Origin of the sequence: Niastella sp. OAS944 (assembly GCA_024809215.1) — a bacterium.
Lineage (GTDB): Bacteria > Bacteroidota > Bacteroidia > Chitinophagales > Chitinophagaceae > Niastella.
Genome location: JANUBW010000011.1, coordinates 275,943 through 298,033, shown reverse-complemented (window position 1 = coordinate 298,033; position 22,091 = coordinate 275,943). Strand labels below are relative to the sequence as shown.

At 44.1% G+C, this 22,091-nt stretch carries 18 protein-coding genes; 13 read left to right on the top strand and 5 right to left on the bottom strand.

The genetic code is table 11. The features are described 5' to 3' along the window. Positions 1-66: 66 nt before the first annotated feature. The 7 genes from GGD38_RS32660 (at position 67) to GGD38_RS32630 (ending at position 7,947) form a co-directional block, all read left to right on the top strand. A complete protein-coding gene (locus GGD38_RS32660; RefSeq protein WP_375296572.1) occupies positions 67-2,901 on the top strand; it encodes a T9SS type A sorting domain-containing protein in 2,835 nt (944 codons plus the stop codon). 228 nt (positions 2,902-3,129) lie between these two features. Beyond that, positions 3,130-3,972, top strand: a complete 843-nt coding sequence (locus tag GGD38_RS32655; protein ID WP_375296571.1) for a PAAR domain-containing protein — start codon at positions 3,130-3,132, stop codon at positions 3,970-3,972. A gap of 7 nt (positions 3,973-3,979) precedes the next feature. Then, on the top strand, positions 3,980-4,381 hold the full coding sequence (locus GGD38_RS32650) for a hypothetical protein (RefSeq protein ID WP_375296570.1): 402 nt from the start codon (positions 3,980-3,982) through the stop codon (positions 4,379-4,381). Between the two features lie 36 nt (positions 4,382-4,417). Further along, the gene (locus GGD38_RS32645; RefSeq protein WP_375296569.1) at positions 4,418-4,996 is read left to right on the top strand and encodes a hypothetical protein; all 579 of its coding nucleotides are present in this window, start codon (positions 4,418-4,420) and stop codon (positions 4,994-4,996) included. A gap of 62 nt (positions 4,997-5,058) precedes the next feature. Next, entirely contained in the window at positions 5,059-5,673 is a 615-nt protein-coding gene (locus tag GGD38_RS32640; RefSeq protein WP_375296568.1) for a hypothetical protein, read from the top strand. Between the two features lie 93 nt (positions 5,674-5,766). After that, on the top strand, positions 5,767-7,188 hold the full coding sequence (locus GGD38_RS32635; RefSeq protein ID WP_375296567.1) for an alpha-L-fucosidase: 1,422 nt from the start codon (positions 5,767-5,769) through the stop codon (positions 7,186-7,188). A gap of 132 nt (positions 7,189-7,320) precedes the next feature. After that, positions 7,321-7,947, top strand: a complete 627-nt coding sequence (locus GGD38_RS32630) for a YhcH/YjgK/YiaL family protein (RefSeq protein WP_375296566.1) — start codon at positions 7,321-7,323, stop codon at positions 7,945-7,947. A gap of 103 nt (positions 7,948-8,050) precedes the next feature. Here GGD38_RS32630 and GGD38_RS32625 read toward each other — a convergent pair whose 3' ends face one another. The 5 genes from GGD38_RS32625 to GGD38_RS32605 all read right to left on the bottom strand — a co-directional run bounded on the left by GGD38_RS32625 (position 8,051) and on the right by GGD38_RS32605 (position 13,840). After that, positions 8,051-9,574, bottom strand: a complete 1,524-nt coding sequence (locus GGD38_RS32625) for a hypothetical protein (RefSeq protein WP_375296565.1) — start codon at positions 9,572-9,574, stop codon at positions 8,051-8,053. Between the two features lie 11 nt (positions 9,575-9,585). Beyond that, a complete protein-coding gene (locus GGD38_RS32620; protein ID WP_375296564.1) occupies positions 9,586-10,458 on the bottom strand; it encodes an AraC family transcriptional regulator in 873 nt (290 codons plus the stop codon). 460 nt (positions 10,459-10,918) lie between these two features. After that, the gene (locus GGD38_RS32615) at positions 10,919-11,875 is read right to left on the bottom strand and encodes an alpha/beta hydrolase (RefSeq protein ID WP_375296563.1); all 957 of its coding nucleotides are present in this window, start codon (positions 11,873-11,875) and stop codon (positions 10,919-10,921) included. A gap of 40 nt (positions 11,876-11,915) precedes the next feature. Further along, positions 11,916-12,722 carry a rhomboid family intramembrane serine protease gene (locus tag GGD38_RS32610; protein ID WP_375296562.1) on the bottom strand — a complete coding sequence of 269 codons (807 nt, stop codon included), beginning with the start codon at positions 12,720-12,722 and terminating at the stop codon, positions 11,916-11,918. Positions 12,723-12,823: 101 nt separating this feature from the next. Next, positions 12,824-13,840, bottom strand: coding sequence for a LacI family DNA-binding transcriptional regulator (locus GGD38_RS32605; RefSeq protein WP_375296561.1), 1,017 nt, complete (start codon positions 13,838-13,840; stop codon positions 12,824-12,826). 147 nt (positions 13,841-13,987) lie between these two features. Here GGD38_RS32605 and uxuA point away from each other — a divergent pair, with 147 nt between their 5' ends. From uxuA to GGD38_RS32575, 6 genes are all read left to right on the top strand, one after another. Then, a complete protein-coding gene (gene uxuA / locus GGD38_RS32600; protein WP_375296560.1) occupies positions 13,988-15,157 on the top strand; it encodes a mannonate dehydratase in 1,170 nt (389 codons plus the stop codon). A gap of 851 nt (positions 15,158-16,008) precedes the next feature. Then, positions 16,009-16,512: a transcription termination/antitermination protein NusG gene (locus GGD38_RS32595; RefSeq protein ID WP_375296559.1), complete on the top strand. Its 504-nt coding sequence runs from the start codon at positions 16,009-16,011 to the stop codon at positions 16,510-16,512. 20 nt (positions 16,513-16,532) lie between these two features. Continuing rightward, entirely contained in the window at positions 16,533-17,831 is a 1,299-nt protein-coding gene (locus GGD38_RS32590; RefSeq protein WP_375296558.1) for a nucleotide sugar dehydrogenase, read from the top strand. Between the two features lie 9 nt (positions 17,832-17,840). Further along, positions 17,841-18,842, top strand: a complete 1,002-nt coding sequence (locus GGD38_RS32585; protein ID WP_375296557.1) for an SDR family oxidoreductase — start codon at positions 17,841-17,843, stop codon at positions 18,840-18,842. A 46-nt stretch (positions 18,843-18,888) separates the two neighbouring features. Next, positions 18,889-19,710 (top strand): polysaccharide biosynthesis/export family protein, encoded by an 822-nt coding sequence (locus tag GGD38_RS32580; protein ID WP_375296556.1) that lies wholly within the window; start codon positions 18,889-18,891, stop codon positions 19,708-19,710. Positions 19,711-19,721: 11 nt separating this feature from the next. Further along, positions 19,722-22,079, top strand: a complete 2,358-nt coding sequence (locus GGD38_RS32575) for a GumC family protein (protein ID WP_375296555.1) — start codon at positions 19,722-19,724, stop codon at positions 22,077-22,079. The last annotated feature ends 12 nt before the right edge of the window (positions 22,080-22,091 follow it).

Sequence of the window (22,091 nt, the reverse complement as noted above, 5' to 3'; positions counted from 1 at the left end):
GCCACGCTCTTTGAGACGTGGCACATCTGTTTTAAACCATACATTAACCAACAAAAAACCTGTTCCATGTTAATCAAAACGATTGCTGCTATGCCAGGTGTGCTATGTGCATCCTGGCGAAGGATCTTTCTTTTCTCTACACTTTCCGCTCTCTTTTCTATTCTCTGTTTTTCTCACGCTACCGCACAGGCCCCATTGGTATCATTACAAAATGGTCAGCTGGTGTATAACAATTACGCGAATGCGCATCAGACCAATGCGGTGAACAAAGTGCCCGATTTCTCCAATTGCGGCTACCGGGGTGGTGGTGTAAGTCTTCCAAATGTGCCGGTAATAAAAACTGTACAGGCGGTACAGGGTAATTGCCGGGCGCTTATTCAGTCTGCTATTGACAGTGTATCTGCATTGCCGGCCAACGCCAATGGCTGGCGCGGCGCCATCTTATTAAAAGCCGGGGTATACCAGGTTGATAGTTCCCTCACTATTAAAGCGGGGGGCGTGGTGTTACGGGGCGAAGGCAATGGTATTACCGGTACCGTATTAATTGCTACCCGCAGTGTGCAACATAACTTTATTGTGTTACAGGGCGCAGGAAGTGGTTATGGCGAAATAAGCGGAAGTAGGGTGCACATTGCCGATACTTATGTGCCAACGGGTACAAAAACAATTACCGTTCCTGCCGGACATACATTTGTGGCGGGCAGTAATGTTGTAATTCAACGAACGCCCAATGAAGCCTGGATCGACACCCTCGATATGCGCCAGTACGGGTGGACAACCGCACAATACCGCACTACATTTGAACGGCAGGTAGTAGCGGTGCAGGGGAATACACTTACGCTAAACATTCCCATTGTTGATCCTGTTGAGCAGGCATATGGCGGTGCAGATATTTACCGCTCGAATGTTACCGGCCGCATACGCGAATGCGGTGTAGAAAACCTGCGCCTGGAATCGGATTTCATCAGCGATACCAGCGAAAACCATGGCTGGGTGGCTATCTACATGGCCCGTGTTGAAAATAGCTGGGTGAAGAATGTAGTAGCAAAATATTTCGGCAACTCCTGTGTAAGCATATTAGGAAATTCCCGGTTCAATACAGTGGAAGATTGTGCCATGATAGATCCTAAGTCCATAACAACAGGCGGCAGAAAATATTCCTTTAACCTCGATGGGTATGCTACCAGTAATTTATTTCAACGTTGTATGACCTGGGGTGGCCGTCATGATTACGTAAGCGGCGCCCGGGTAACTGGTCCAAATGTGTTTTTGGATTGTGTGGCTGAGAATACGTTCGATGATATAGGCCCGCATCATCGTTGGAGTACCGGCCTGTTGTTCGATAACATTTATGGTGGCCGAATACGGGTGCAGAACAGAGGTGCATCAGGAACGGGGCATGGTTGGGCAGGTGCGCAAACCATGTTCTGGAATTGCCGCTCGGTAAAAAGTGATTTTGAAGTAGAGAGCCCGCCCACTGCACGCAACTGGGGTATAGGCTGTATTGGGCTTGTGCAGGTAAATACAGGTTATTGGGAAAGCTGGGGAACACCTGTGCTGCCACGTAGTTTGTACCTGCAACAACTCGAAGAGCGAATGGGTGCACAGGCGGTACAGAATATTGCTACCACGCAACAATTGCAAAATCAGTTGCGCGATTCATTGCGGGCAAGGGCCATCCAAATTGCCGGTGAGCCACGCGTATCGTTTGGAACAGTGCCCGGCACTTCGTTTGATCTTACTGATAATGGCGGCATCATTACCGCGCAGTACGCTAATACCAATGCGAATGAAGATTATCCAAAGCTTATTGATAATAGTTCGCAAACAAAATATTATCGCAGCGGACGTACTAATTTGTGGGTGCAGTATCAGTCAACAGTAGCCGCTATAGTAACTTATTATACCATAACGTCAGCCAACGATGTGCCCACCCGCGATCCAAAGAACTGGACGCTCTCCGGGTCAAATGATGGCGTCAACTGGACTGTTATTGATACCCGAAACGATGAGGTATTTGCAACGCGGTTCCTGAAAAAAACTTATCTCATCAATAATAACAGTACAGCGTATAGTTATTACCGACTTATGATAACAGCCAATAATGGGAATACGGGTACGCAGTTCGCTGAATGGGAGTTGTACGAGCGGCGGCAGCAAACGATCGCCATCAATGAGATCCCCGGGCAAACTTATGGTGATGAGCCGTTTGAGCTGGTGGCAAGCGCAAGTTCGGGGTTGCCGGTAACAACAGAACTGGTTGCTGGTCCGGGTACGTTGAGCGATTCAGTGGTGACCATAACCGGAGCGGGCACCATTACGTTACGCTTCACCCAGGCGGGTGACGACAGGTACTTTCCTGTGGTGGTAGAAAAAACAGTGGTTGTAAATAAGGCACAGCAAAGTATAACATTTGCGGCTATTGCGCCTAAGATAAAGTACGAACAGGTAGCATTGGCATCAACAACAACGTCAGGCTTACCAGTTGCATTTACAGTGGCATCGGGGCCGGGAACAATAACCGGCAATACGGTGAAATTAACAGGCGAGGGATTGGTAACGGTTCAGGCAGGCCAACCTGGTAATGAAAATTATGAGCCTGGTATCCCGGTACAACAAACGATATTGGTATTAGGGCTTGAGTCGGTAACAAATGAATTCTTTTTACGGGCGTTCCCTAATCCCACGCGCGGTAGTTTTACTGCGCGCATTGTTCCGGTAAAGGGAAAGAATTATGTATTCACTGTATTGGACAATAAAGGAAGTGTTGTTGGCGTCAATTCACTTTCAGCTGAAAGCAATGAAGTGCAATTTGATCTTACGAGCAAACCCAATGGATATTATTTTTTGCATGTAACGGATGGTAAATACAAAGTCGTACGCATTGTGGTAAAGTACTGAGGTCGGAATGCATAAGACATCAACAAAAAAGTACTGCTCAACCGGGCGGTACTTTTTTTGTCTGTAATTGAATTATACATATATTTGATTTTATCACTGCGTTAAGTATCTCTGATTTTTTAGCAACAACATCTACAAGGCATCTATTAGTTAGCACCAACCATTCAGCGTATTAGGCAATTGTTCCGCGCAAGGCATGTGTCTTGGCATGACTATAAATTTCATATTGTGAGTAAACCAGCAGCAAGGCTAGGGGATGGGCATAACTGTCCGATGGTACAACCAAACGGCACATCACACGTTGGTGGACCGGTGATTGGTCCCGGATGTGTAACTGTAATAATAGAAGGCAAACCAGCAGCAACCGAAGGCGATGACTGTATTTGTGTAGGCCCGCCCGATAAAATAATAAGTGGATCAGGCGGTGTATTTATCGGCGGTAGACCCGCCGCCCGTTCGGGCGATAGCTGTGAACACGGTGGAGTAGTAATAGGAGGGGGTACGACTGTGTTGATTGGAGAAAGTATGGGCTTGAAATTCCTGGTGCCTACAGATGGTTTCAAAGAACCATCAGACAGCGAGAAGATTGCTATTGTTGGCAAGGTAATAAAAGAATGTATTGTTTTGTTACAACACAGGTTGGCATTATTGGTGAAGGATGATCCAGAAACAATGGAGAGGTTTGTGAAGTGGTTTGGCCTTTTCACAGATGAAAGAAAAGCTGTTATTGTAGAGCGGATGGAAAGGCAGATAAAGTTTTTCAAGGAGGTGACGTTACGAATGTTTGATAAGATATCGTACGAAGGAGATTATCAGAAGTTGTTTGCCATGGTATATTCAACGGACGAGCTCAGAACAATTTATTTAGGAAGCCATTTTTGGAATGATAAATCATCGAAGAAATATACCAAGGCTACTGTGTTAATTCATGAAGTATCACATTTTAAAAGTATAGGGAGTACAAGGGATCACGACTATGATGGCTTTTGTGAGAATTTACCCAATATTAGCTTACGTAAAGCATTGTATAACGCCGATTCGTATGCTTTTTTTATAACAGAATACAAATAGAAATTTTATGGACGCCCATGTTGTAGAAGTTAAGTTGTCAGTTGAAGAAAACGAAACAATGACAGCTCACCTGGTTTTTCGGAATAAATCAGGTAATAGTATTTATTTGAATAAGCAAGTAGTTTATTACGATGGACAAGTGCGAAACAATTATTTTGAAATTGAGAATAGTAACGGTGATGAAATTGATTATTTAGGAATGATGGCTAACTGTACAAGAACACCCGATGAATATATACTGTTGCAACCAGGTGAAGAAATAAGTTCAGCTATCTCATTAAAAGAGTTTTATGAACTTAATAAAGGTAATAATTATAAGGTTCAGTATGATGCAATTAATCCCGGTTTTAAGGATCAGCACCAGCCTTCGATGGAAATGCAATCCAATAAGGTGGAAATATCTTATTAAAATGTAAAACCTTAAGTGAGGATAGGAGATAGTTAGATGCACACCTATAGCATTAATTCAGACGAACGTAAAACCGTTATTGGAGTTTTAGGGATATTAAGTATCTCAACAATACTGATTTTGAAGAATTATATAAACACACCTTCATGGATGCCGGTTCCCTCTGCATTCGCTGTATTTGGTACATTCTATTGGTTGTTTGATCAGGTTCTTTGGAAGTTGCCCTGGCTTAATAGGTTATTAAGTACGCCAAATCTAAATGGTACCTGGACAATGCTTATGAAGTCCTCAATAGACAATTATGCCACAGAATATGAGGGTATACTAACTATAACACAAACCTGGACGAAGATTTATATCTTTTTAGATGGAGAAAAAGCGACATCAAGATCAATAATGGCTGGGATTGAAGTTCAGACCTCATCGCTATTTACGCTTAAATGGGAATACTTGTCTCAAAGAAAACCCGAATTTGCAAATAATGAATATATGCATCATGGAATGACTAGTGTAATGATTAAACCTTGTATAAGTCCATTAATGTTGAAAGGTGATTATTACGCTGATCGAAGTAGGCATAGTTCAGGACCTGTAACAATAATAAAAAAAGCTTAGTTTCATTACTTGCGTAAGAGGAGTTACTAAGCTGTGTGGGGTATAGTAAAGATAATACATTTATGACATCTGACAATAAAAAAAAAATTAAAAGTGGTAATAAGGATAGATTGCTTCACCTTAGTTTGGATTTGTACGCTACTTTCTATCCGAAGTACTATTTGGTGGAAACTCTTCTAAAGAATCGGTTATTTCAATTGTTTAAAGAGAGGTTAGGGGCTAACTGGTTTACGCTTCAAATTAATTCAAGCGATGACAGTAATCTTATTAAACGGGAAGCGGAATTTATATTACAAAGAAAACCTAAAGGGTTTATATTAAATGAAAAAGGTTTTTTGATTGAGGTTGGGTTGGCATTATGGGTTGAGTTTTTCAGTAAAGATTTTTATAAAAGTGTTAAAGGATTACCAATACAGATATTTCCTCTGTTACCGCCAACAATTAAACGAAAAGATCTTTATCAGAAGTTAAATGAAGTAAAAGACCTGAGGAATCAGTTGTTTCATCATCGATTATTACCCATTACTGAGCCGGAGCAACTTAAATATCTTAATGAATTAGGTGATGCCAATAATACATTAATTGAGCTGCTGACATGGCTTGATGCACCCATAAGTGGCTTAGAATTAAACGAATTTGAAAATAAAGCAGCAGAAATAAGAGAGCTGCTTGCGTAATATGCTTCCACGCTAAAATAACTTAATAATTCCCCACCCTTCTCGGTCATTCCAACCATATTTTTCCGTTAGTTGCATAAAAAAGAACGTCTCATGAAAAAAGTCGTTTCTGCAATCGTGTTGTTTGGTTTACTGCAAACTGCACTGGCGCAAAATGCTGCTCAAAGTGTAAATCGCGATAAACGCATGGAATGGTGGCGCGAAGCCCGTTTTGGTATGTTCATCCATTGGGGTGTTTATTCGGTACCTGCTGGCTATTACAATGGCCAGTCCATCAAAGGCATTGGTGAATGGATCATGAACCGCGGAAAAATCCCCGTTGCCGAATATCAGCAATTTGCTTCCTCTTTCAATCCCGTTAAGTATGATGCTGATGCATGGGTAAAGCTGGCTAAAGACGCTGGCATGAAATATATTGTGATCACCGCCAAACATCACGATGGATTTGCCCTCTTTAAATCAAACGCCAGCAAATGGAATATGGTTGATGCTACGCCTTATGGCAAAGACCTGTTGACGCCACTGGCTGAGGCCTGTCGCAAATACGGAATGAAGCTGGGCTTTTATTACTCCCAGGCACAGGACTGGTGTAACCCGGGCGGCGCGGCATCAAAGAAAGCGGCCAGCGAAGGTTGGGCTAATCCCGATTCTGCAACCATCGATGCCTACATTGCCTCGCACGAAGGTCATTGGGACCCCGCTCAAACCTCAAAAACAATGTCGCAGTATATTGATGAGGTGGCTGTACCACAGGTAAAAGAGTTGCTTACCAATTATGGTGATGTAGCTGTATTGTGGTGGGATACACCTACGGGCATGACCGATGAATTTGCCGAAAAGCTGAATGCGGTGCTGGCAATGCAACCCAATATTATCACAAACGACCGGTTAAAGCGTCCCAATTTTGCGGGTGATTATAAAACGCCCGAACAAAGGATCCCGAAAGAGAGTGAGCTGGATGGTAAAGATTGGGAAACCTGCATGACCATGAACAATACCTGGGGCTATAAGAAAAATGACCACGAATGGAAAAGTGCAGAAGTAATGGTAAGGAACCTGGTTGATATTGCTTCTAAAGGTGGTAACTACTTAATGAACGTAGGGCCAAAAGATGATGGTACCATACCTGCTGAAAGCATTGCCCGTTTGCAACAGGTAGGCGCCTGGATGAAAGTAAATGGCGAAGCTATTTATGGAACAAAAGCCAGTCCGCTGGCCGCCGTTACCTGGGGAAGAATAACAAAGAAAGAACAGAAAGATAACACCATCCTATACCTGAGCGTATTTAACTGGCCGGCCGACAAAAAGTTGGTAGTGCCAGGATTGACACAATCTGTAATATCGGCCACCTTACTGGCCGGCGGTAAAAAGCTGGCTGCCGCCACTGGTAAAGACGGATTGGTAATAACCGTTCCCGATCAGGCGCCCGATAAAATGGCTACTGTTATTAAGGTGCTGGTAAAAGGAAAAGTGTCTGACAAACGATTTACCGGCACTGGTACCAGCGGGTTATAAAATAAATGGTTTGAAATAGGTGACAACAGCTATTCGTCAGAAGGTGGCACTTAAGGTCCTTGTCAACTTGTTAACCCGTTAACTTGTCAACTTTTTACGCCTTATATTTACACCATTATAATTTCTGCACGTATGAAAAAAGGTCTGGTACTGTCAGTTTTATTAGTTGCTTTTTCTGTTCTGTCGGTAAATGCCCAGTTGACCGATACTGCTATCAGCAAATCGAAAGCGGCCAAATGGTATAAGAAAAAAGAATGGTTGAATGGGGTGGCGCTTACGCCGCATAAATCTATTAATAAGGAAGAGTTTGCCCGCCAGTATGCTATCAATAAACCGTATTGGGATAAGGCCTTTGCTTTTTTGAAAGAACACGACCTTAAAACCTTGGCCAAAGGAAAATATCCTGTTGATGGCGATAATGTATTTGTGTCGGTAACTGAAGATCCAAGCAAAGATTTTGATAAAACCAATTGGGAGTCGCACCGCAAGTACATCGATGTGCAATGTATTATTACCGGTGATGAAAAAATGGGCAAGTGGCCGGTGGCCGAAGTTACTTCTACCACAAAGCCTTATGATGAAGCAAAAGACGTTGCCAACTATACTGCACCCGGTAAATTCTATGTTATACCCGGCGGATCATTTATCATCTTCTTTCCCGGCGAAGCGCACAGACCTAACATTTCACCTGATGGGAAGAAGCAGGTTGTAAAGAAAGTTGTGGTAAAAGTGAGAGCTGTACCAATTGCCGGTTCATAAATTCAACATAATAACTGAACAACTGAATAACTAAAAAGGGAGAGCCACTTGTAAAAAGCGGCTCTCCCTTTTTTGTCTGTGAATTATGAACAGTGAACTGTGACTATTTTCTGTGTCGTGCTTTTAGCTGCGTCATATACAACGAAACAGGCGACAAGCCAGGTTTGTTTTGTCCTTCCCATTCGCCATCGAGGCGGCCCCCTAAGCGGCCGGCATACTTGGCGCCTTTCAATCCTATACAATAATTCTTTCCACTAACCCAGGGGCTTTGTACAGCAGCACGTTTGGCGGTACAGTTCCATAACACCTGCGTAACGCCGGCCCAGCCATGGCCTGAGCCCCAGTTGCCGCGGTCCTGGATGCATATTTCACCATCAGTAATAATATTATCGTACAGCGTGCCCGACGACCAGCGATGATGCGGACCAATATCTGCATGCGCATTTCGTGCAGTACAGTTATAAAAAACGTTGGGGCCGCAGGTGCGTGCGCCGGTAACATAATCATGACGCCCTTCGGTAGTGTGGCAATTCATTACCAGGTTCTGTTGCCCGTCGTTATTGAATGAGTAACGGCGGCTGCCGGTGATCTTTGACTTGGCATCGAGGCAGCGGCTGTCGGTAACAGTGATCCATTTGGCCAGTTCGTTTAAATGAACACAGGCATAACCAAAATAGCGCGAAGTAACATGACGCACCCAGCCATTTTCAATTTTATTGAACTGAATGGCTGTCCAGCCATGATCTTCTGCGGTATCACTGTCAAAGGTCGATTCGCAACGCAGGTTCTCGATGCCCACTTTCGACAGGCGTTCTTCAAAGGAATATTTAAATATAGAACCGCCGCCGTATTGCTTCTCCAACGGCATCATTACCGGGCAATCTATTGTTATGGTATTGCCTTTTACTTTGGTGATCACGCGTTCATAATACAATTCATATTCGCCTGCACTCCATTGTTTGGTTCCTTTACGGGCGTCAATAACGTCCATTTTCAGGTCCTTTATCCACTCTTCAGTGGCCGGGCGAACCAGTACTATTTTATCGCCAACCTTATATTTATCTGCAGCGTTAAGTGTTAACGTAGTTGCGCCGGTAGGTACATAGGCATCGGTAACAGAAGCGCGGGTGCCGGCAACTTCTTCCAGGTAGCCATCGCCCATAACTTCAATCAATGACCGCTGCGTGTTGCCGGTGGCAATCAGTTTGGTGCCTTGTTCATCTTCCCCTTCGCCGCGTAAAACTATACCGCTGGCGAGAATGTAAAGGGTGCCCGGAATTTTATAGGTGCCTTTCTTTAATAAGATAGTTCCGCGGAAACCGTTTGCATCGGGTTTTCGTTGAGCAACCTCATCAATGGCCTGCTGAATAATGGCCTGGCTATTAGTATCGCCTGGCGAAACGGTTTTTACAACCGGTACATCGGGTATCGGTTGATCGCCCTGATAATAACCAACACGGCTGAAGTCGGGAATGGTATTACCGTGTTCGTCGGCATGGTAACGTAAAACCCCGTTCGGGGCCATCGTAACAAACCGCGACTCCCACTTATTGATCGGGGGGCTGAAACTAAATGCAATAACCAAGGTAGCGCTTATAACTACCTTCTTAGGTAAACGTATGCTCATAGGCAAGGGTACTACTGTTTTTGAATGAACTCTTTCTGGTAATTCAACGGACTTTTGCCAGTAATTAGTTTAAAGTACTTATGAAAACTGGTAAAATTGTTGAATCCGCTCTCAAAACAGAGCTGTTTTATGCTCATTTTATTTTCTATGAGCAATTTACAGGCATACCCAACCCTAACTTCAATAAGAAATTGCGAAAAAGTCTTACTTGTTTTTGACTTAAAGTACCGGCAGAATGAATTGGGGCTAATGTTAGCCACAGAAGCTATTTCATCGAGCTGAATGGGACGTTTGAAGTTTTTAAGCGAGAAATCGTATATGGCGTTGATGCGATCGTGCTCCGCATCGGGCAGTTCGTGCTTGAAACCAATAGAGCTTAATGGCTCCGCTTCCTCACATTCGGCAATGGCGTTCAATGCCTGGGTAAGCAGCATAATACGGTGCGGCCCTTCGGTATGTAATAATACGTCAAGGAATTCCGCAACCACCGTGCGGGTTTTACCAGTGATCTGCAGACCGCGTTTGGCCTTTTCGAGCACGTTTTTGATCTTAATGTTTTCCGGCAGTTGTAAAAATTGTTCTCCCCAGAAGTTCTCACAAAAATGACATACCCTAATGTCGACCGTTGACCGTTCGTTCTCACTGAAAAAAGCGTCGTTAAAGCGCCAGTAATGGGGAAGGCCGGCGCCTACCAAAACCACATCGCCCGATTTAAAGTTCCTGATGCTGTCACCCACAAACTGGGTGCCTTCGCCTTTTTTAAAATGAATTAGTTCTACCTCCTGGTGGTAGTGCCAGCGGTTATTGATGTAGGGAACGAGGTCCTGCCGAACGCTAAATGAATGGCGGATCTCACGTGATACTTTTAAAAGCTGTGGCCTCATGTATTAAGCTACTTTTACTTCAAATGGCAATTAATGATGCAATCCGAGGTAATTTAGCTTAGTTTTTAGGGCTGGCGCAATTTTGTTACGCTAACGTTTCCGTGAAAATATCTTGTTTTCCATTCACGGTTTACCGTTTGCAGCCTGTTAGTTACCTTTTACGGTGGTTTTATTGTCGTCTCTATTCAGCCTCATTTATTACCTTAATTCCACCTCATTTCAACCTCGGCCCATGACTATCATAAATATACCAGGTATGCTTAAGCAGTACGCAATGTATAGATGTGCAAAAGCGTGAACGGGTAGTTGGTATGGAGTTGCCGGGGACATGCCAGGGAGCTACCAGGGAGTTAACCGGGAGGCAGGTCGCTATAACATCGCTATAAGGTCGCTATAATGTCGCTATAAGGTCGCTGTAATGTCGCTGTAAGATGGCCGAAGGCCGGTGTGGAGTGATGGTTTATTTCCTGTTTACGAATGTAGCAATAGTTGTTATTAGTTCAGTACTAATAGGGTCAGCTGCAATGTAAGTAGCCAGGTTGGCTTTTCTATCCCCTTCAACTATTCTAAAAACATGGTTCATGTTCTTTATAAGTACCAGCGTCGCTTTGGGATGCGATTTGGCCAGCAGGTTGGCATCATCAACTGTAACCTGGAGGTCGTTTGTGCCCTGGAGTATTAACACCGGAATGGTGAGTTTTTTGATCTCCGTTTGCGGGTCGTAGTGAAACCACGATATAATGTAGGGTTGTACACTGGGTCTGAATAAAGCAAAGAGCATTTTAGGAACATTGGCTACTGTTTTTCCCATTACAAGGCTATCGATAATGGGGTAGCTGCTGTCTTTTACCATGGCGGGTTGAACAGCCAGTTGCTCTTTTAATATTTTATCTGCCGAACGGCCCGCACCGGCAATGGAAACAAAACCATCTGCCATTTTATGCGCAGCAATCATGCCTATCAATGAACCTTCGCTGTGGCCGGCCACTATTACTTTGGTAAAACGCGGGTCTTTTTTTAAGGTATCTATCCAGCCGCGTGCATCGTTAATGTAATCTTCAAATCGCAGGTCGGCTTCGGTTTTACCTGAAATTCTGCTTTCGCCAATTCCTCGTTTATCGAACCGAAGTGATGCAATATTATGCGACGCTAACCCATGCGCCAGCAGTTTCAGGCTCTCATTCTTCATCATAGGGTTATTGCCATTGCGGTCTGTTGGGCCCGAGCCGGCAATGATCAACGCAACAGGCATTTTACCTGTGTGGTCGCCGGGAATGGTGAGGGTGCCGCTAATATCACCCTTTGCTGTATGTAAAATGATAGTTGTTTCGGTAAGAGTGGTATCTCTTTGCGATGCAGCCAGTAATGGCGCATAAAAGAACAGGGTAACAATGGCAGCCAGCCAAACTTTCTTCATAATGTAGGTTTCGGTAAACGTATTGGTACTGCGAAGGTGGTTATTTCTTACTATAATCCTTCAACATTTGTTTTTCCTTTTGGCTAAGGCTGTTAATGCCGCGTTTGCTTATTTTATCGAGGATGCGGTCAATTTCCTGTTGCTGGCTGTATTTGCTTTCGTTGTATTTGTGATCTATGGAGTAGTGATCAACATGTTTATTGTAAAACAGATTATCTACCAGTAATATGTGCGGTCTTGTTATAATGAGGTATATGAATGCTATGGTTGGGATGGCAATAATTAAAATGGTAATATAATTCTGAACCAGTGCTGCGGGGTGCAGGGCGCAAGCTAACAGCATACCAATGATGGCGCCGCCCAAATGTGCTTCGTGCCCAATATTATCTCTTTTTGAACGAACGCCCCAAATGGTGAAACCAATGTACACAAGGCCAAATAACCAGCCGGGCATAAACATAACTCTAATGCCGGGTTCAAGTGCAATGGTGGCGAAGATGATACCGTTCACCGCGCCCGATGCGCCTACTGAAGAATAATCGCCCTGGTTCTTATAAACAAGCAGTGTAAGCAGATTGCCGCCAACCATACTGGCAAAATAGATCAATACAAAATCAAGCGGGCCCAGTGATCCGCCGAAAAAGAACAAACCGATCATGTTGAAAATAAGGTGCATCCAGTTCACATGCAAAAAGCCCGATGTGATGAGCCGTTTGAAATCCCGGTACAGCTTCACTTTGTCAACACCAAATTCATACTTCTCAAAAAAGAAATGATCCTGAAACCCCCTGTACGAAACCAACACGGTAAGCACTATAAGTAGAAAGCTAATAACTTCAGTTCTCATGAAAATAATTTCATTATAATAAACATACTAACGATAATAGAAAGTTGCAAATAATTGTTAAATACGGAGCGTTCGTTACACAAGTGGCGAACGCCTTTTACTTAACTGCCGGTTGCCGTTGACGCCCGCTCAATCAGTTGTGATGGCAGTATCATTTTTTTCTCGTACGGCATCAGCATTTTCTTTTCTATTAACTTAAATAAAATGTTTGCTGCCTCGCGGCCGATATCATATGCGGGTTGAATAATAGTTGAAAGGGCGGGATCGAACAGGGCTGCTGCCTGCAGATTCGAAAAACTGACCACTTTTACGTCTTGCGGAATACGCAGGTCTAATTCTTTACAAACCTCATATGTGTTCACCGCAAATTTTTCAATGGCGGCAAAAACGCCATCGGGGTGTTGCGGCTGTTGAAAAATGGCATGTAAGGTTTCGCGGTTGATATAATCTTTCGCCGTTAATTCAATTACCTGCGGCGGTGTTGTCACTTTATGTTTTTCAAGGGCAGAAAGGTAACCTGCCTTGCGCCGATTTGAAATACTGAGATTTCCGGCCATGCCTAAGAAGGCGATGTTTTTACAACCTCTTTTCAACAAATGCTCGGTTGCTTTAAAAGCCATTTCGGCATCGTTGGTCATAATGTTTGGCACATCGAGCTCGTCGCAGGTACGGTCGAAAAGCACCAGGGGAATGCCCGCCTGCTGCCAGGCTGTAATATGATCGAGGTTGGTAGTGGTGTTTGATACCGAGATCATAATACCATCAACCCGGCCATTGCGCAGCAGTTGCAGAATATCGCGTTCTTTATTGTAATCTTCGTGCGTAAGGTAAATAAGCACATGGTAGCCCTTATTGGGCGTTACCGATTCAATGCCGTTTATTACCTGGGAGAAAAAGTTGTTCTCAATTTCAGGAATGATGACCGCAATGGTCTTGCTTTTGTTCTGCCTTAAGCTACTGGCATGGGGGTTGGGCTGAAAACCTAGTTTCATGGCCAGTTCGCGCACCCTTTCTTTGGTTTGCGGGCTTATTTCATGACTGTCTCGCAAAGCGCGGCTAACCGTTGAAACGGCCAGGTTCAGTTCTTTCGCCAGCTGTTTTAAATTCACTTGATCCATAGAGGAGTTCCCTGGCAAAGATTAGCAATTGCTGGCTATTTTCGCAACATTTTTCGAAATCGTTTGCAAAGAATTAAGGAAGGCAATTTGTGTATTCTATCCATACAAATTGTAACCTTGTGAAAAATTGTTATAAACAATTACATTATGTATCAATTTGAACAAACAATGCGCTGGTTCGGCCCCGCCGATCCGGTTAGCCTGGCAGATATCAGGCAGGCGGGTTGCACAGGTGTTGTATCTGCGCTGCATCATGTACCCAATGGCTCCATTTGGACCAAAGAAGAAATTCTGAAACGCAAGGAAACCATTGAAGCGGCAGGCCTAGCCTGGTCGGTAGTGGAAAGCGTGCCGGTGCATGAAGACATTAAAACGCAAAGAGGAGATTACAAAAAATACATTGCCAATTATTGTGAAAGCATTCGTAACCTGGCAGCCTGCGGTATTTATGTTGTTACGTACAACTTTATGCCCGTGCTCGATTGGACGCGCACCGACCTCGCTTACACCGTTGAAGACGGTAGTAAAGCCCTGCGGTTTGAACGCGCAGCCATGGTTGCATTTGATGTGCTGATGTTGAAAAGACCAGGCGCAGAAAAAGATTATACACCCGAAGAGCTGGCTAAAGCAAAAGAACGCCTGGCCGGCATGAGCGAGGAAGAGAAAAAACTGTTGCAACGCAATGTTATAGCTGGTTTGCCTGGCAGTGAAGAAAGTTTTACCCTGCAGCAGTTTCAGGCTGCGCTTGATACCTATGCAGGCATCGATGCCAAAAAATTACAACAGAACCTAATTGAATTCCTGCAACAGGTGGCGCCGGTTGCCGATGAGGTTGGCGTTAAATTGGTGGTTCACCCCGACGATCCTCCATATGCTATTTTCGGTTTACCCCGTGTGGTAAGTAATGCCGAGCAGGTACAACAGTTGTTCGATGCAGTGCCCAATGCCAGCAATGGCCTTTGCTTTTGCACCGGTTCATTTGGCGTGCGTGCCGATAACGACCTGCCAGCCATGGTATTACAATTTGGCAACCGCATTAATTTTATTCACCTGCGCAGCACGCAACGCGATGCCGACGGCAATTTTTACGAAGCCAACCACCTCGAAGGCGATGTAGATATGTACAGTGTGGTAAAGAACCTGGTGAAAGTAATGCAGGAGCGTAAAGTGAATTTGGCTATGCGCCCCGACCATGGTCACCAAATGTTAGATGATCTGAATAAAAAGACCAATCCAGGTTATTCGGCTATTGGCCGCCTGCGCGGACTGGCTGAATTACGTGGTTTGGAGCTGGGGATTGCGCGGTCTTTGTCGTGAAACGGCAAACGTGAAACGTGAAACGGGCGTTCAATTTTGAGGCTCGCGTTTAATCGGCAATCGTGAATCGGCAATGGTTTCCGAAATTCCTGGCTCGCTAAGCGTAAAACGGCAAACCTTAACTCAGGATCTATACGCAAATTCTGCCGGCATTAATAGCGAGTTCCGAATATAAGCCCTTGAAACTTGGAACTTGTAACCTGTAACTGAATATAACGAGGCACGAACTGGTAACCGGCAACCCGGTAACCGGTAACAGAGAAGCAACCTTTTTCAGGACTCTTACTCCCTGAAAAAGGTTGTTTTATTTTGATAAGCACTGATATGACCCCTCGCTGTTTACACATTATTAATATGTAGTTCTTCGATCGTTGTATGTAGTTAATACGAATTGTACGCCAGGTAGTTATGCTGAAGATAAGATGATTGGGTATTTTACCAGTTACCACATTATGGTATATAAAAATCGACCGCCGATATTGCATAATATCAAAAAACTTTCTACTTTTGAGCGTCTTCAAAACCCTCTGATCGTCCAACATCCCTTGTAATTACCGATCGTCACCCGATTTTCCTTTCGAATCACCCCATAGGCCCGATTTCCTTCGAAAGCCTCTGAACCAATCCTTTCGAATAGCCTCTGGATTACTATTTACTTGTGTACTGTTATTGCTTTATTGGACCTCAATAACCTCATTACGATCTGATATTCCTCGTGACGAACGAAGAAGAGAACGTGAAATTGGTATTGATGCAAGTAGACTTTTAATTTATAAAAAATTGATTCTCAGTTAAGCGTGTGACTGGGTGTAGCGGGAGCTTTGCGCTGAGACGTAAGATAACCTGAATCCATGGATGATAATTTACGTTGGTACGCTCTTTACGTACGGTCGCGATGGGAAAAGAAAGTATCGGAACTGCTCGATGAAAAAAAAATTGAGAACTATTGTCCGGTGCAAAGACTTGAGCGCAATTGGAGCGACCGTAAGAAAATAATACTGGAACCATTATTTAAGTCGTATGTGCTGGTTCGTTTAGCGCCCAAAGCACACATTCCGGTGCTGCAAACCGATGGAGTAATAGGTTTTGTAACTTTTCAGGCAAAACCTGCCGTTATACGCGATGAAGAGATTGAAGCGGTGAAACAGTTCCTGCAGAATTATGAACACATTCAGGTAGAAAGAATAGATGTGAATGTAAATGATGAAGTGACCATTATGCAAGGACCTCTTATGCAGCAAACCGGACAGGTGATGGAGATCAGTAATAGAATGGTGAAAGTGATGTTACCTTCACTTGGGTTTGCCCTGGTGGCCATTGATAAAAATAACCTTGCAAAAGGTTCATCTCAATAAACTCTTTAATAACAATAGAAATGGAAGAGACAAAGCAGTATCACATAACGGTAATCGGATTAGGATATGTAGGATTACCACTGGCAGTTGAATTTGCGAAGAAGTACGCTGTAATAGGCTTTGACATCAACAAAGAACGTATAGCCGAATTGAGGTCTTGTAACGATCACACCCTGGAAATTAGCAGCGATCAGCTTACCTCCGTTATTAAGAAGAAATTGGACAGCACAGTTGGTTTATGGGTGAGCGATCAGATAGAGGATATTAAAACAACCAATGTTTTCATTGTAACGGTTCCCACCCCGGTCGATAAATATAACCGCCCCGATCTTACTCCATTGGTGAAAGCCAGTGAAACAGTAGGTAAGGCATTAAAGAAAGGCGATATCGTGGTTTATGAATCTACTGTATATCCCGGTGTAACAGAAGAAGAGTGCGTACCTATTCTGGAAAAAGTATCGGGACTGAAGTTCAACGTAGATTTCTTTGCCGGTTACTCACCCGAGCGTATAAACCCGGGCGATAAAGAACATACGGTTACAAAGATCAAAAAAGTAACTTCCGGTTCTACACCCGAAGCTGCACAAAAAGTAAATGAGATCTACAAAAGCATCATCGTTGCGGGCACACACCTGGCGCCTTCGATAAAAGTAGCAGAAGCGGCCAAAGTAATTGAGAATGCACAACGCGATATCAACATTGCCTTTATAAATGAGCTGGCCAAAATATTCAACCTGTTGGATATTGATACGCAGGAGGTTTTGGCAGCAGCATCAACAAAGTGGAACTTTTTGCCATTCAGGCCCGGTTTAGTAGGTGGCCACTGTATAGGCGTTGACCCTTATTACCTGGCGCAAAAAGCCATGGAAGTAGGTTATCACCCCGAGATCATTTTGGCGGGCCGCAGGTTAAATGATGGAATGGGCGCATATGTAGCAGGGGAAGTGATAAAACTTATGGTGAAAAAAAGTATACCTGTTTCAGGAAGCAAAGCGTTGGTTTTAGGTATTACCTTTAAAGAGAACTGCCCCGACGTTCGCAATACCAAGGTTATTGACATTATCCGGCACTTGCAAAGCTACCACGTAGAAGTCGACATCTATGATCCCTGGGCCGATCCTGAACATGTATATGAAGAGTATGGTGTAAGAACAGTGCAGGATCTGCCTGCTACCCAATCGCAGTACAATGCAGTGGTACTGGCTGTAGCGCATAAGCAGTTCAGCCATGAGACCATCAAAAAGTTATGCAGCAACGCATGCGTTCTGTTTGATGTAAAATCCCTTTTGAGTAAAGAATTAGTTGATGCACGTTTATAACTTTTAATTATGTACGATCAAAAATACCATAGCATAGATATCAGCAACGCCAGCTTTTTAGTAACGGGCGGCGCCGGCTTTATAGGGTCGAACCTTGTAGAATATTTAATGAGCCATGGCGCAGGTAAAGTGCGTGTGCTCGACAACTTTAGTACGGGTTCAATGGAGAATATTGACCAATGGTTTGCCCGGCCCGAGTTTAGTTTGATTGAGGGCGATATACGTGACCTAGATACCTGCCGCCGCGCGGTTGAAGATGTTGATTACGTGTTGCACCAGGCTGCGCTTGGTTCGGTGCCCCGCTCCATCAACGATCCTATTACCAGTAACGAAGTGAACGTAAGCGGTTTCTTAAATATGCTGGTGGCTGCACGCGATGCCGGTGTTAAAAGAATGGTGTATGCAGCCAGCTCAAGCACCTATGGCGATCACCCTGGATTGCCTAAGGTAGAAGATAAAATCGGTAACCCGCTTTCACCATATGCAGTTACCAAATATGTAAATGAATTGTATGCACAGGTGTTCAGTCGCACATACGATTTCCATACTATTGGTTTGCGTTATTTCAATGTATTTGGCCCCCGCCAAAACCCACGCGGTCCGTATGCGGCCGTAATTCCCCTGTTTGTACAAAGTGCGTTGAAACAGGAAGCGCCGTTCATTAACGGTGATGGCGAAACGAGCCGCGATTTCACATACGTTGAAAATGCTGTTCAGGCAAACATAAAAGCCGTTCTGACGCCTGACATTAAAAAGCATGAAGTAGTGAACATTGCAGTAGGCGAGGCAACCACCCTGAATCAATTGTGGCAATACATCTGTGCAAATACCGGTACAACCCTGGAACCTCAATACCGGGAAGAGCGTAAAGGCGATGTTCGCCATAGCCTGGCCAATGTAGGCAAGGCGCAACAGCTGTTCGGTTATCAACCAGCTGTAACAATTCAAAAAGGATTACAAACAACCGTGGAGTGGTATAAGCAGTCGTCGTATTTAAAATTAACCTCTTAAAAGCTGCTGGCTTACCAGCAACTGGCATTATATAAATTATCGCACAATGAATAGAAACCACATCCATCCGCACACCCTCATACTCTGTTTTGTAGCGTTCGTATCAATTCTTACCTCTTCCTGTAGCACCAGTAAAAAATTAAATTACTTTAATGATTTACCCGACTCAGAAGCTTACGAATTAAAAGCAATGCCTGTGCCAGAGCGTATTATTGAACGCGGCGACCGGCTCGACATTACTTTTATCGTAAAAGATCAGGAAAGCGCTGCGTTTTTCAACAAACACAGTATGGACGGTGTAGCCAGCGCTGTTGGTGCTGCCACTGGAGTGGGCGGCTCAGTATCAAATGGCTCCGATTTCCTGGTGAACCCCGATGGCGAAGTTGAAATTCCGGTTGTTGGCAAAGTACAATTAGCAGGTTTAACACTAAACCAGGCAAAGCAAAAAATAACCGGTATAGTTAGCCCGTACTTAAAAGATCCATTGGTTGAAATGAATTTTCAATCTTTTAAAGTTACCGTACTTGGTGAGGTTAGGAACCCCGGCACTTTCGTTATCTCAACGCAACATGCCACCCTGTTGGAGGCATTGGCGGCCGCCGGCGATCTGCCACATACCGCAAAAAGATATGATGTTAGATTGTTACGTGATTATAACGGAAAAAGGGTTGTAAGAAAGTTCGATCTCAGAAAGGGTAGTTTTTTAGAAGATCCGGATATTTTTCAAATGCGGCCGAATGATGTGCTTTACGTTCAGGCTCGTTCCGGTTCATTGTTTAAAGAAGACTTTGGGTTGGCGACCTCGATTGTCACTATTCTTATCTCCGCCATAACACTTGGATTCTCTATTCAAAATAATAAAAACTAAAACTTTCACCAATGGAGCAGAAGTATTTTGACGAGCCAGAAGAAAGTAAAGGTTTTGACGCAAAACGGCTTTTCTCGAAACTGGCAAAAGGCTACTACTGGCTTATCTTATCAGCTGTTATTTGTATAACAGCTGCGTGGTTGTACATACGTTACACGGTACCATTGTACCAGGTGTCAACATATATTCAGGTACAAACATCGAGCGAAGTAACAACTAACATTCTTGGCGGATCGGCATTTAGCCAGGGCAACGCCGCTGCGGCACAAGCACAACCTGATTTAAACAGCGAAATCTTTAAAATTGAGTCTGCTGCTCTTATACAAAAGATAGTTGACTCATTGCATTTGAACATTGAAGTGCTTACAAATGGCCGGGTACGCGATAAAGCATTACACCTCGATTCATTACCGTTCGCCATTAAGGTTAAACGGTGGGATGTAGATGAAACCACGCCCATGTATAAACTGCTGGTAAGTGAAGAAGGTTATAAAATTCAGCTTGAGAAGGAAATAGTAAAAGGCTTTTACAATGTGCCGCTGGTATTCAAACACGATACCATTACTATTGAACCCAAACCATTCCTTACTATTCAAAAAGGACAATACCTGCTTCGCTTTCCTGGTGAAGATGGCGCTGTAGCAAAGTATTCATCACGTATTTCTGCCAGCGCTGTGCCCAAAGGCGGTATGGCCATGTTACAGATATCAGTAAGCGATGAGATCCCTGAGCGGGCTAAACAGATAGTTGATGTGTTGTTGTACAATTACGACGTAGCCAACTTTGAGCATAAAAGCAAGGCCCTGCGTACTGAGATCGATTTCCTTGAAAAGCGGTTGGCAACAGTGTCGGGCGAATTGTCGCAGCAGGCCAATAAAGTAAAGGATTTCAAATCGAATAACAAGGTGAACGATGTAGGTACTTCGGCAAACCAGATACTGGGTAACCTGGCTACACTCGATGGCCACAAAACCGAGAACGTATTTAAAGAAAACCTGCTGGCGCAGGTTGAAAATAGCATAACACAAAGTGGCCAGGAGCAGATCATTCCCAACGTAGCCGCACTGGCCGACCCGGGTTTGACCGCTTTTGTTGATGGCTATAATAAACTGGTATTAAGAAAGAAAGAGATCCTCGACCGTGGTACGCCACAAGATATACGGTTGCCCGAAATAAACTCTGCATTAGCCACTGCCAAGAATAGTATTTATTCCAGCATTGGAAGTATTCGCCAGCAACTGAGAACAAGCAATGCGTTGATTGCTTCACAGGAGCAAAGCCAGAGTGGCCGTTTTTATGGTATGGCAGAAAAAGAGAAAGACCTTAACCAAACCAACCGGGTACTGGGTGTAAAAGATGCCTTGTATACTTTCTTGCAGCAAAAAATAGAGGATAAGAAAATGGAATACGCTTCGGCCGGTATTGCCGGTTCGCGTGTCATTGACTGGAATGTAAGTAAAAGTGTAAACCCAAAACCGTACGTGGTATATGCCATCGGTTTCATTTTAGGTATAATGATCCCCGTGCTGATAATTGTTGTACAGTTTATGCTCAACAACAAAATTGAGACCAGGGAAGATATTCAGGGTATTACAGCACTCCCCATAGCCGGTGAGATCATTCTCGATAACAGCAAGGCCGATCTGGTGATAGCTGAAGAAACAGTGTCGCCCATTGCCGAACAGTTCAGGACCCTGCGTACGAATATTTCTTACATGGGGTACGGTCCCGATCATAAAGTGCTGATGGTAACTTCGAGCATGAGTGGTGAAGGAAAAAGTTTTGTGAGCCTTAACCTGGCAAGTTCGCTGGCCATCAGCAGCAAGAAAGTGATCTTGCTCGAGTTTGACCTGCGTAACCCAAGCCTGAGCGAGCGGTTAGGTTTCAAAAAATCGCCCGGTATTACAAACTTCTTACGTGGTGAAAGCCAGGTTGACGATCTGGTACAAGCGGTGCCTGAAATGGAGAACCTTACTTTCCTGAGTGCAGGCACACCGTTACCGCTTAACCCCGGTGAGATAATCCTGAACCCCCGCATGAAGCTGCTGTTCGATTACCTGCGGGCGCATTATGATTATATAGTAATGGATACGCCGCCGGTTGAAGCAGTATCAGATGCATTGTCATTAGGTAAAATGGCCGACATATCATTCTTTGTACTGCGCCATAAGTATACATTACGTCCGTCGGTTAAACTCATCAACCAGTTACATACAGATCAGAAGCTGCCACATATTTCTCTGATCATAAATGGTATTAAACCTGGTTATGGCTTCCAGCATGTGTATGGCTACGGTTACGAATATGGGCAAATGGGCAAAGGGAAAAAGAAGAAGAAAAACACAGAAGGTAAATTAAAAATAGCATAATACGCAAAACGC

What these genes read in the sequence shown, in the direction of transcription:
- GGD38_RS32660 (WP_375296572.1), top strand. Translation starts at nt 67, where the DNA reads ATGTTAATCAAAACGATTGCTGCTATGCCAGGTGTGCTATGTGCATCC.
- GGD38_RS32650 (WP_375296570.1), top strand. Translation starts at nt 3,980, where the DNA reads ATGGACGCCCATGTTGTAGAAGTTAAGTTGTCAGTTGAAGAAAACGAA.
- GGD38_RS32645 (WP_375296569.1), top strand. Translation starts at nt 4,418, where the DNA reads ATGCACACCTATAGCATTAATTCAGACGAACGTAAAACCGTTATTGGA.
- GGD38_RS32640 (WP_375296568.1), top strand. Translation starts at nt 5,059, where the DNA reads ATGACATCTGACAATAAAAAAAAAATTAAAAGTGGTAATAAGGATAGA.
- GGD38_RS32635 (WP_375296567.1), top strand. Translation starts at nt 5,767, where the DNA reads ATGAAAAAAGTCGTTTCTGCAATCGTGTTGTTTGGTTTACTGCAAACT.
- GGD38_RS32630 (WP_375296566.1), top strand. Translation starts at nt 7,321, where the DNA reads ATGAAAAAAGGTCTGGTACTGTCAGTTTTATTAGTTGCTTTTTCTGTT.
- GGD38_RS32625 (WP_375296565.1), bottom strand. Translation starts at nt 9,574, where the DNA reads ATGAGCATACGTTTACCTAAGAAGGTAGTTATAAGCGCTACCTTGGTT.
- GGD38_RS32620 (WP_375296564.1), bottom strand. Translation starts at nt 10,458, where the DNA reads ATGAGGCCACAGCTTTTAAAAGTATCACGTGAGATCCGCCATTCATTT.
- GGD38_RS32615 (WP_375296563.1), bottom strand. Translation starts at nt 11,875, where the DNA reads ATGAAGAAAGTTTGGCTGGCTGCCATTGTTACCCTGTTCTTTTATGCG.
- GGD38_RS32610 (WP_375296562.1), bottom strand. Translation starts at nt 12,722, where the DNA reads ATGAGAACTGAAGTTATTAGCTTTCTACTTATAGTGCTTACCGTGTTG.
- GGD38_RS32605 (WP_375296561.1), bottom strand. Translation starts at nt 13,840, where the DNA reads ATGGATCAAGTGAATTTAAAACAGCTGGCGAAAGAACTGAACCTGGCC.
- uxuA (WP_375296560.1), top strand. Translation starts at nt 13,988, where the DNA reads ATGTATCAATTTGAACAAACAATGCGCTGGTTCGGCCCCGCCGATCCG.
- GGD38_RS32595 (WP_375296559.1), top strand. Translation starts at nt 16,009, where the DNA reads ATGGATGATAATTTACGTTGGTACGCTCTTTACGTACGGTCGCGATGG.
- GGD38_RS32590 (WP_375296558.1), top strand. Translation starts at nt 16,533, where the DNA reads ATGGAAGAGACAAAGCAGTATCACATAACGGTAATCGGATTAGGATAT.
- GGD38_RS32585 (WP_375296557.1), top strand. Translation starts at nt 17,841, where the DNA reads ATGTACGATCAAAAATACCATAGCATAGATATCAGCAACGCCAGCTTT.
- GGD38_RS32580 (WP_375296556.1), top strand. Translation starts at nt 18,889, where the DNA reads ATGAATAGAAACCACATCCATCCGCACACCCTCATACTCTGTTTTGTA.
- GGD38_RS32575 (WP_375296555.1), top strand. Translation starts at nt 19,722, where the DNA reads ATGGAGCAGAAGTATTTTGACGAGCCAGAAGAAAGTAAAGGTTTTGAC.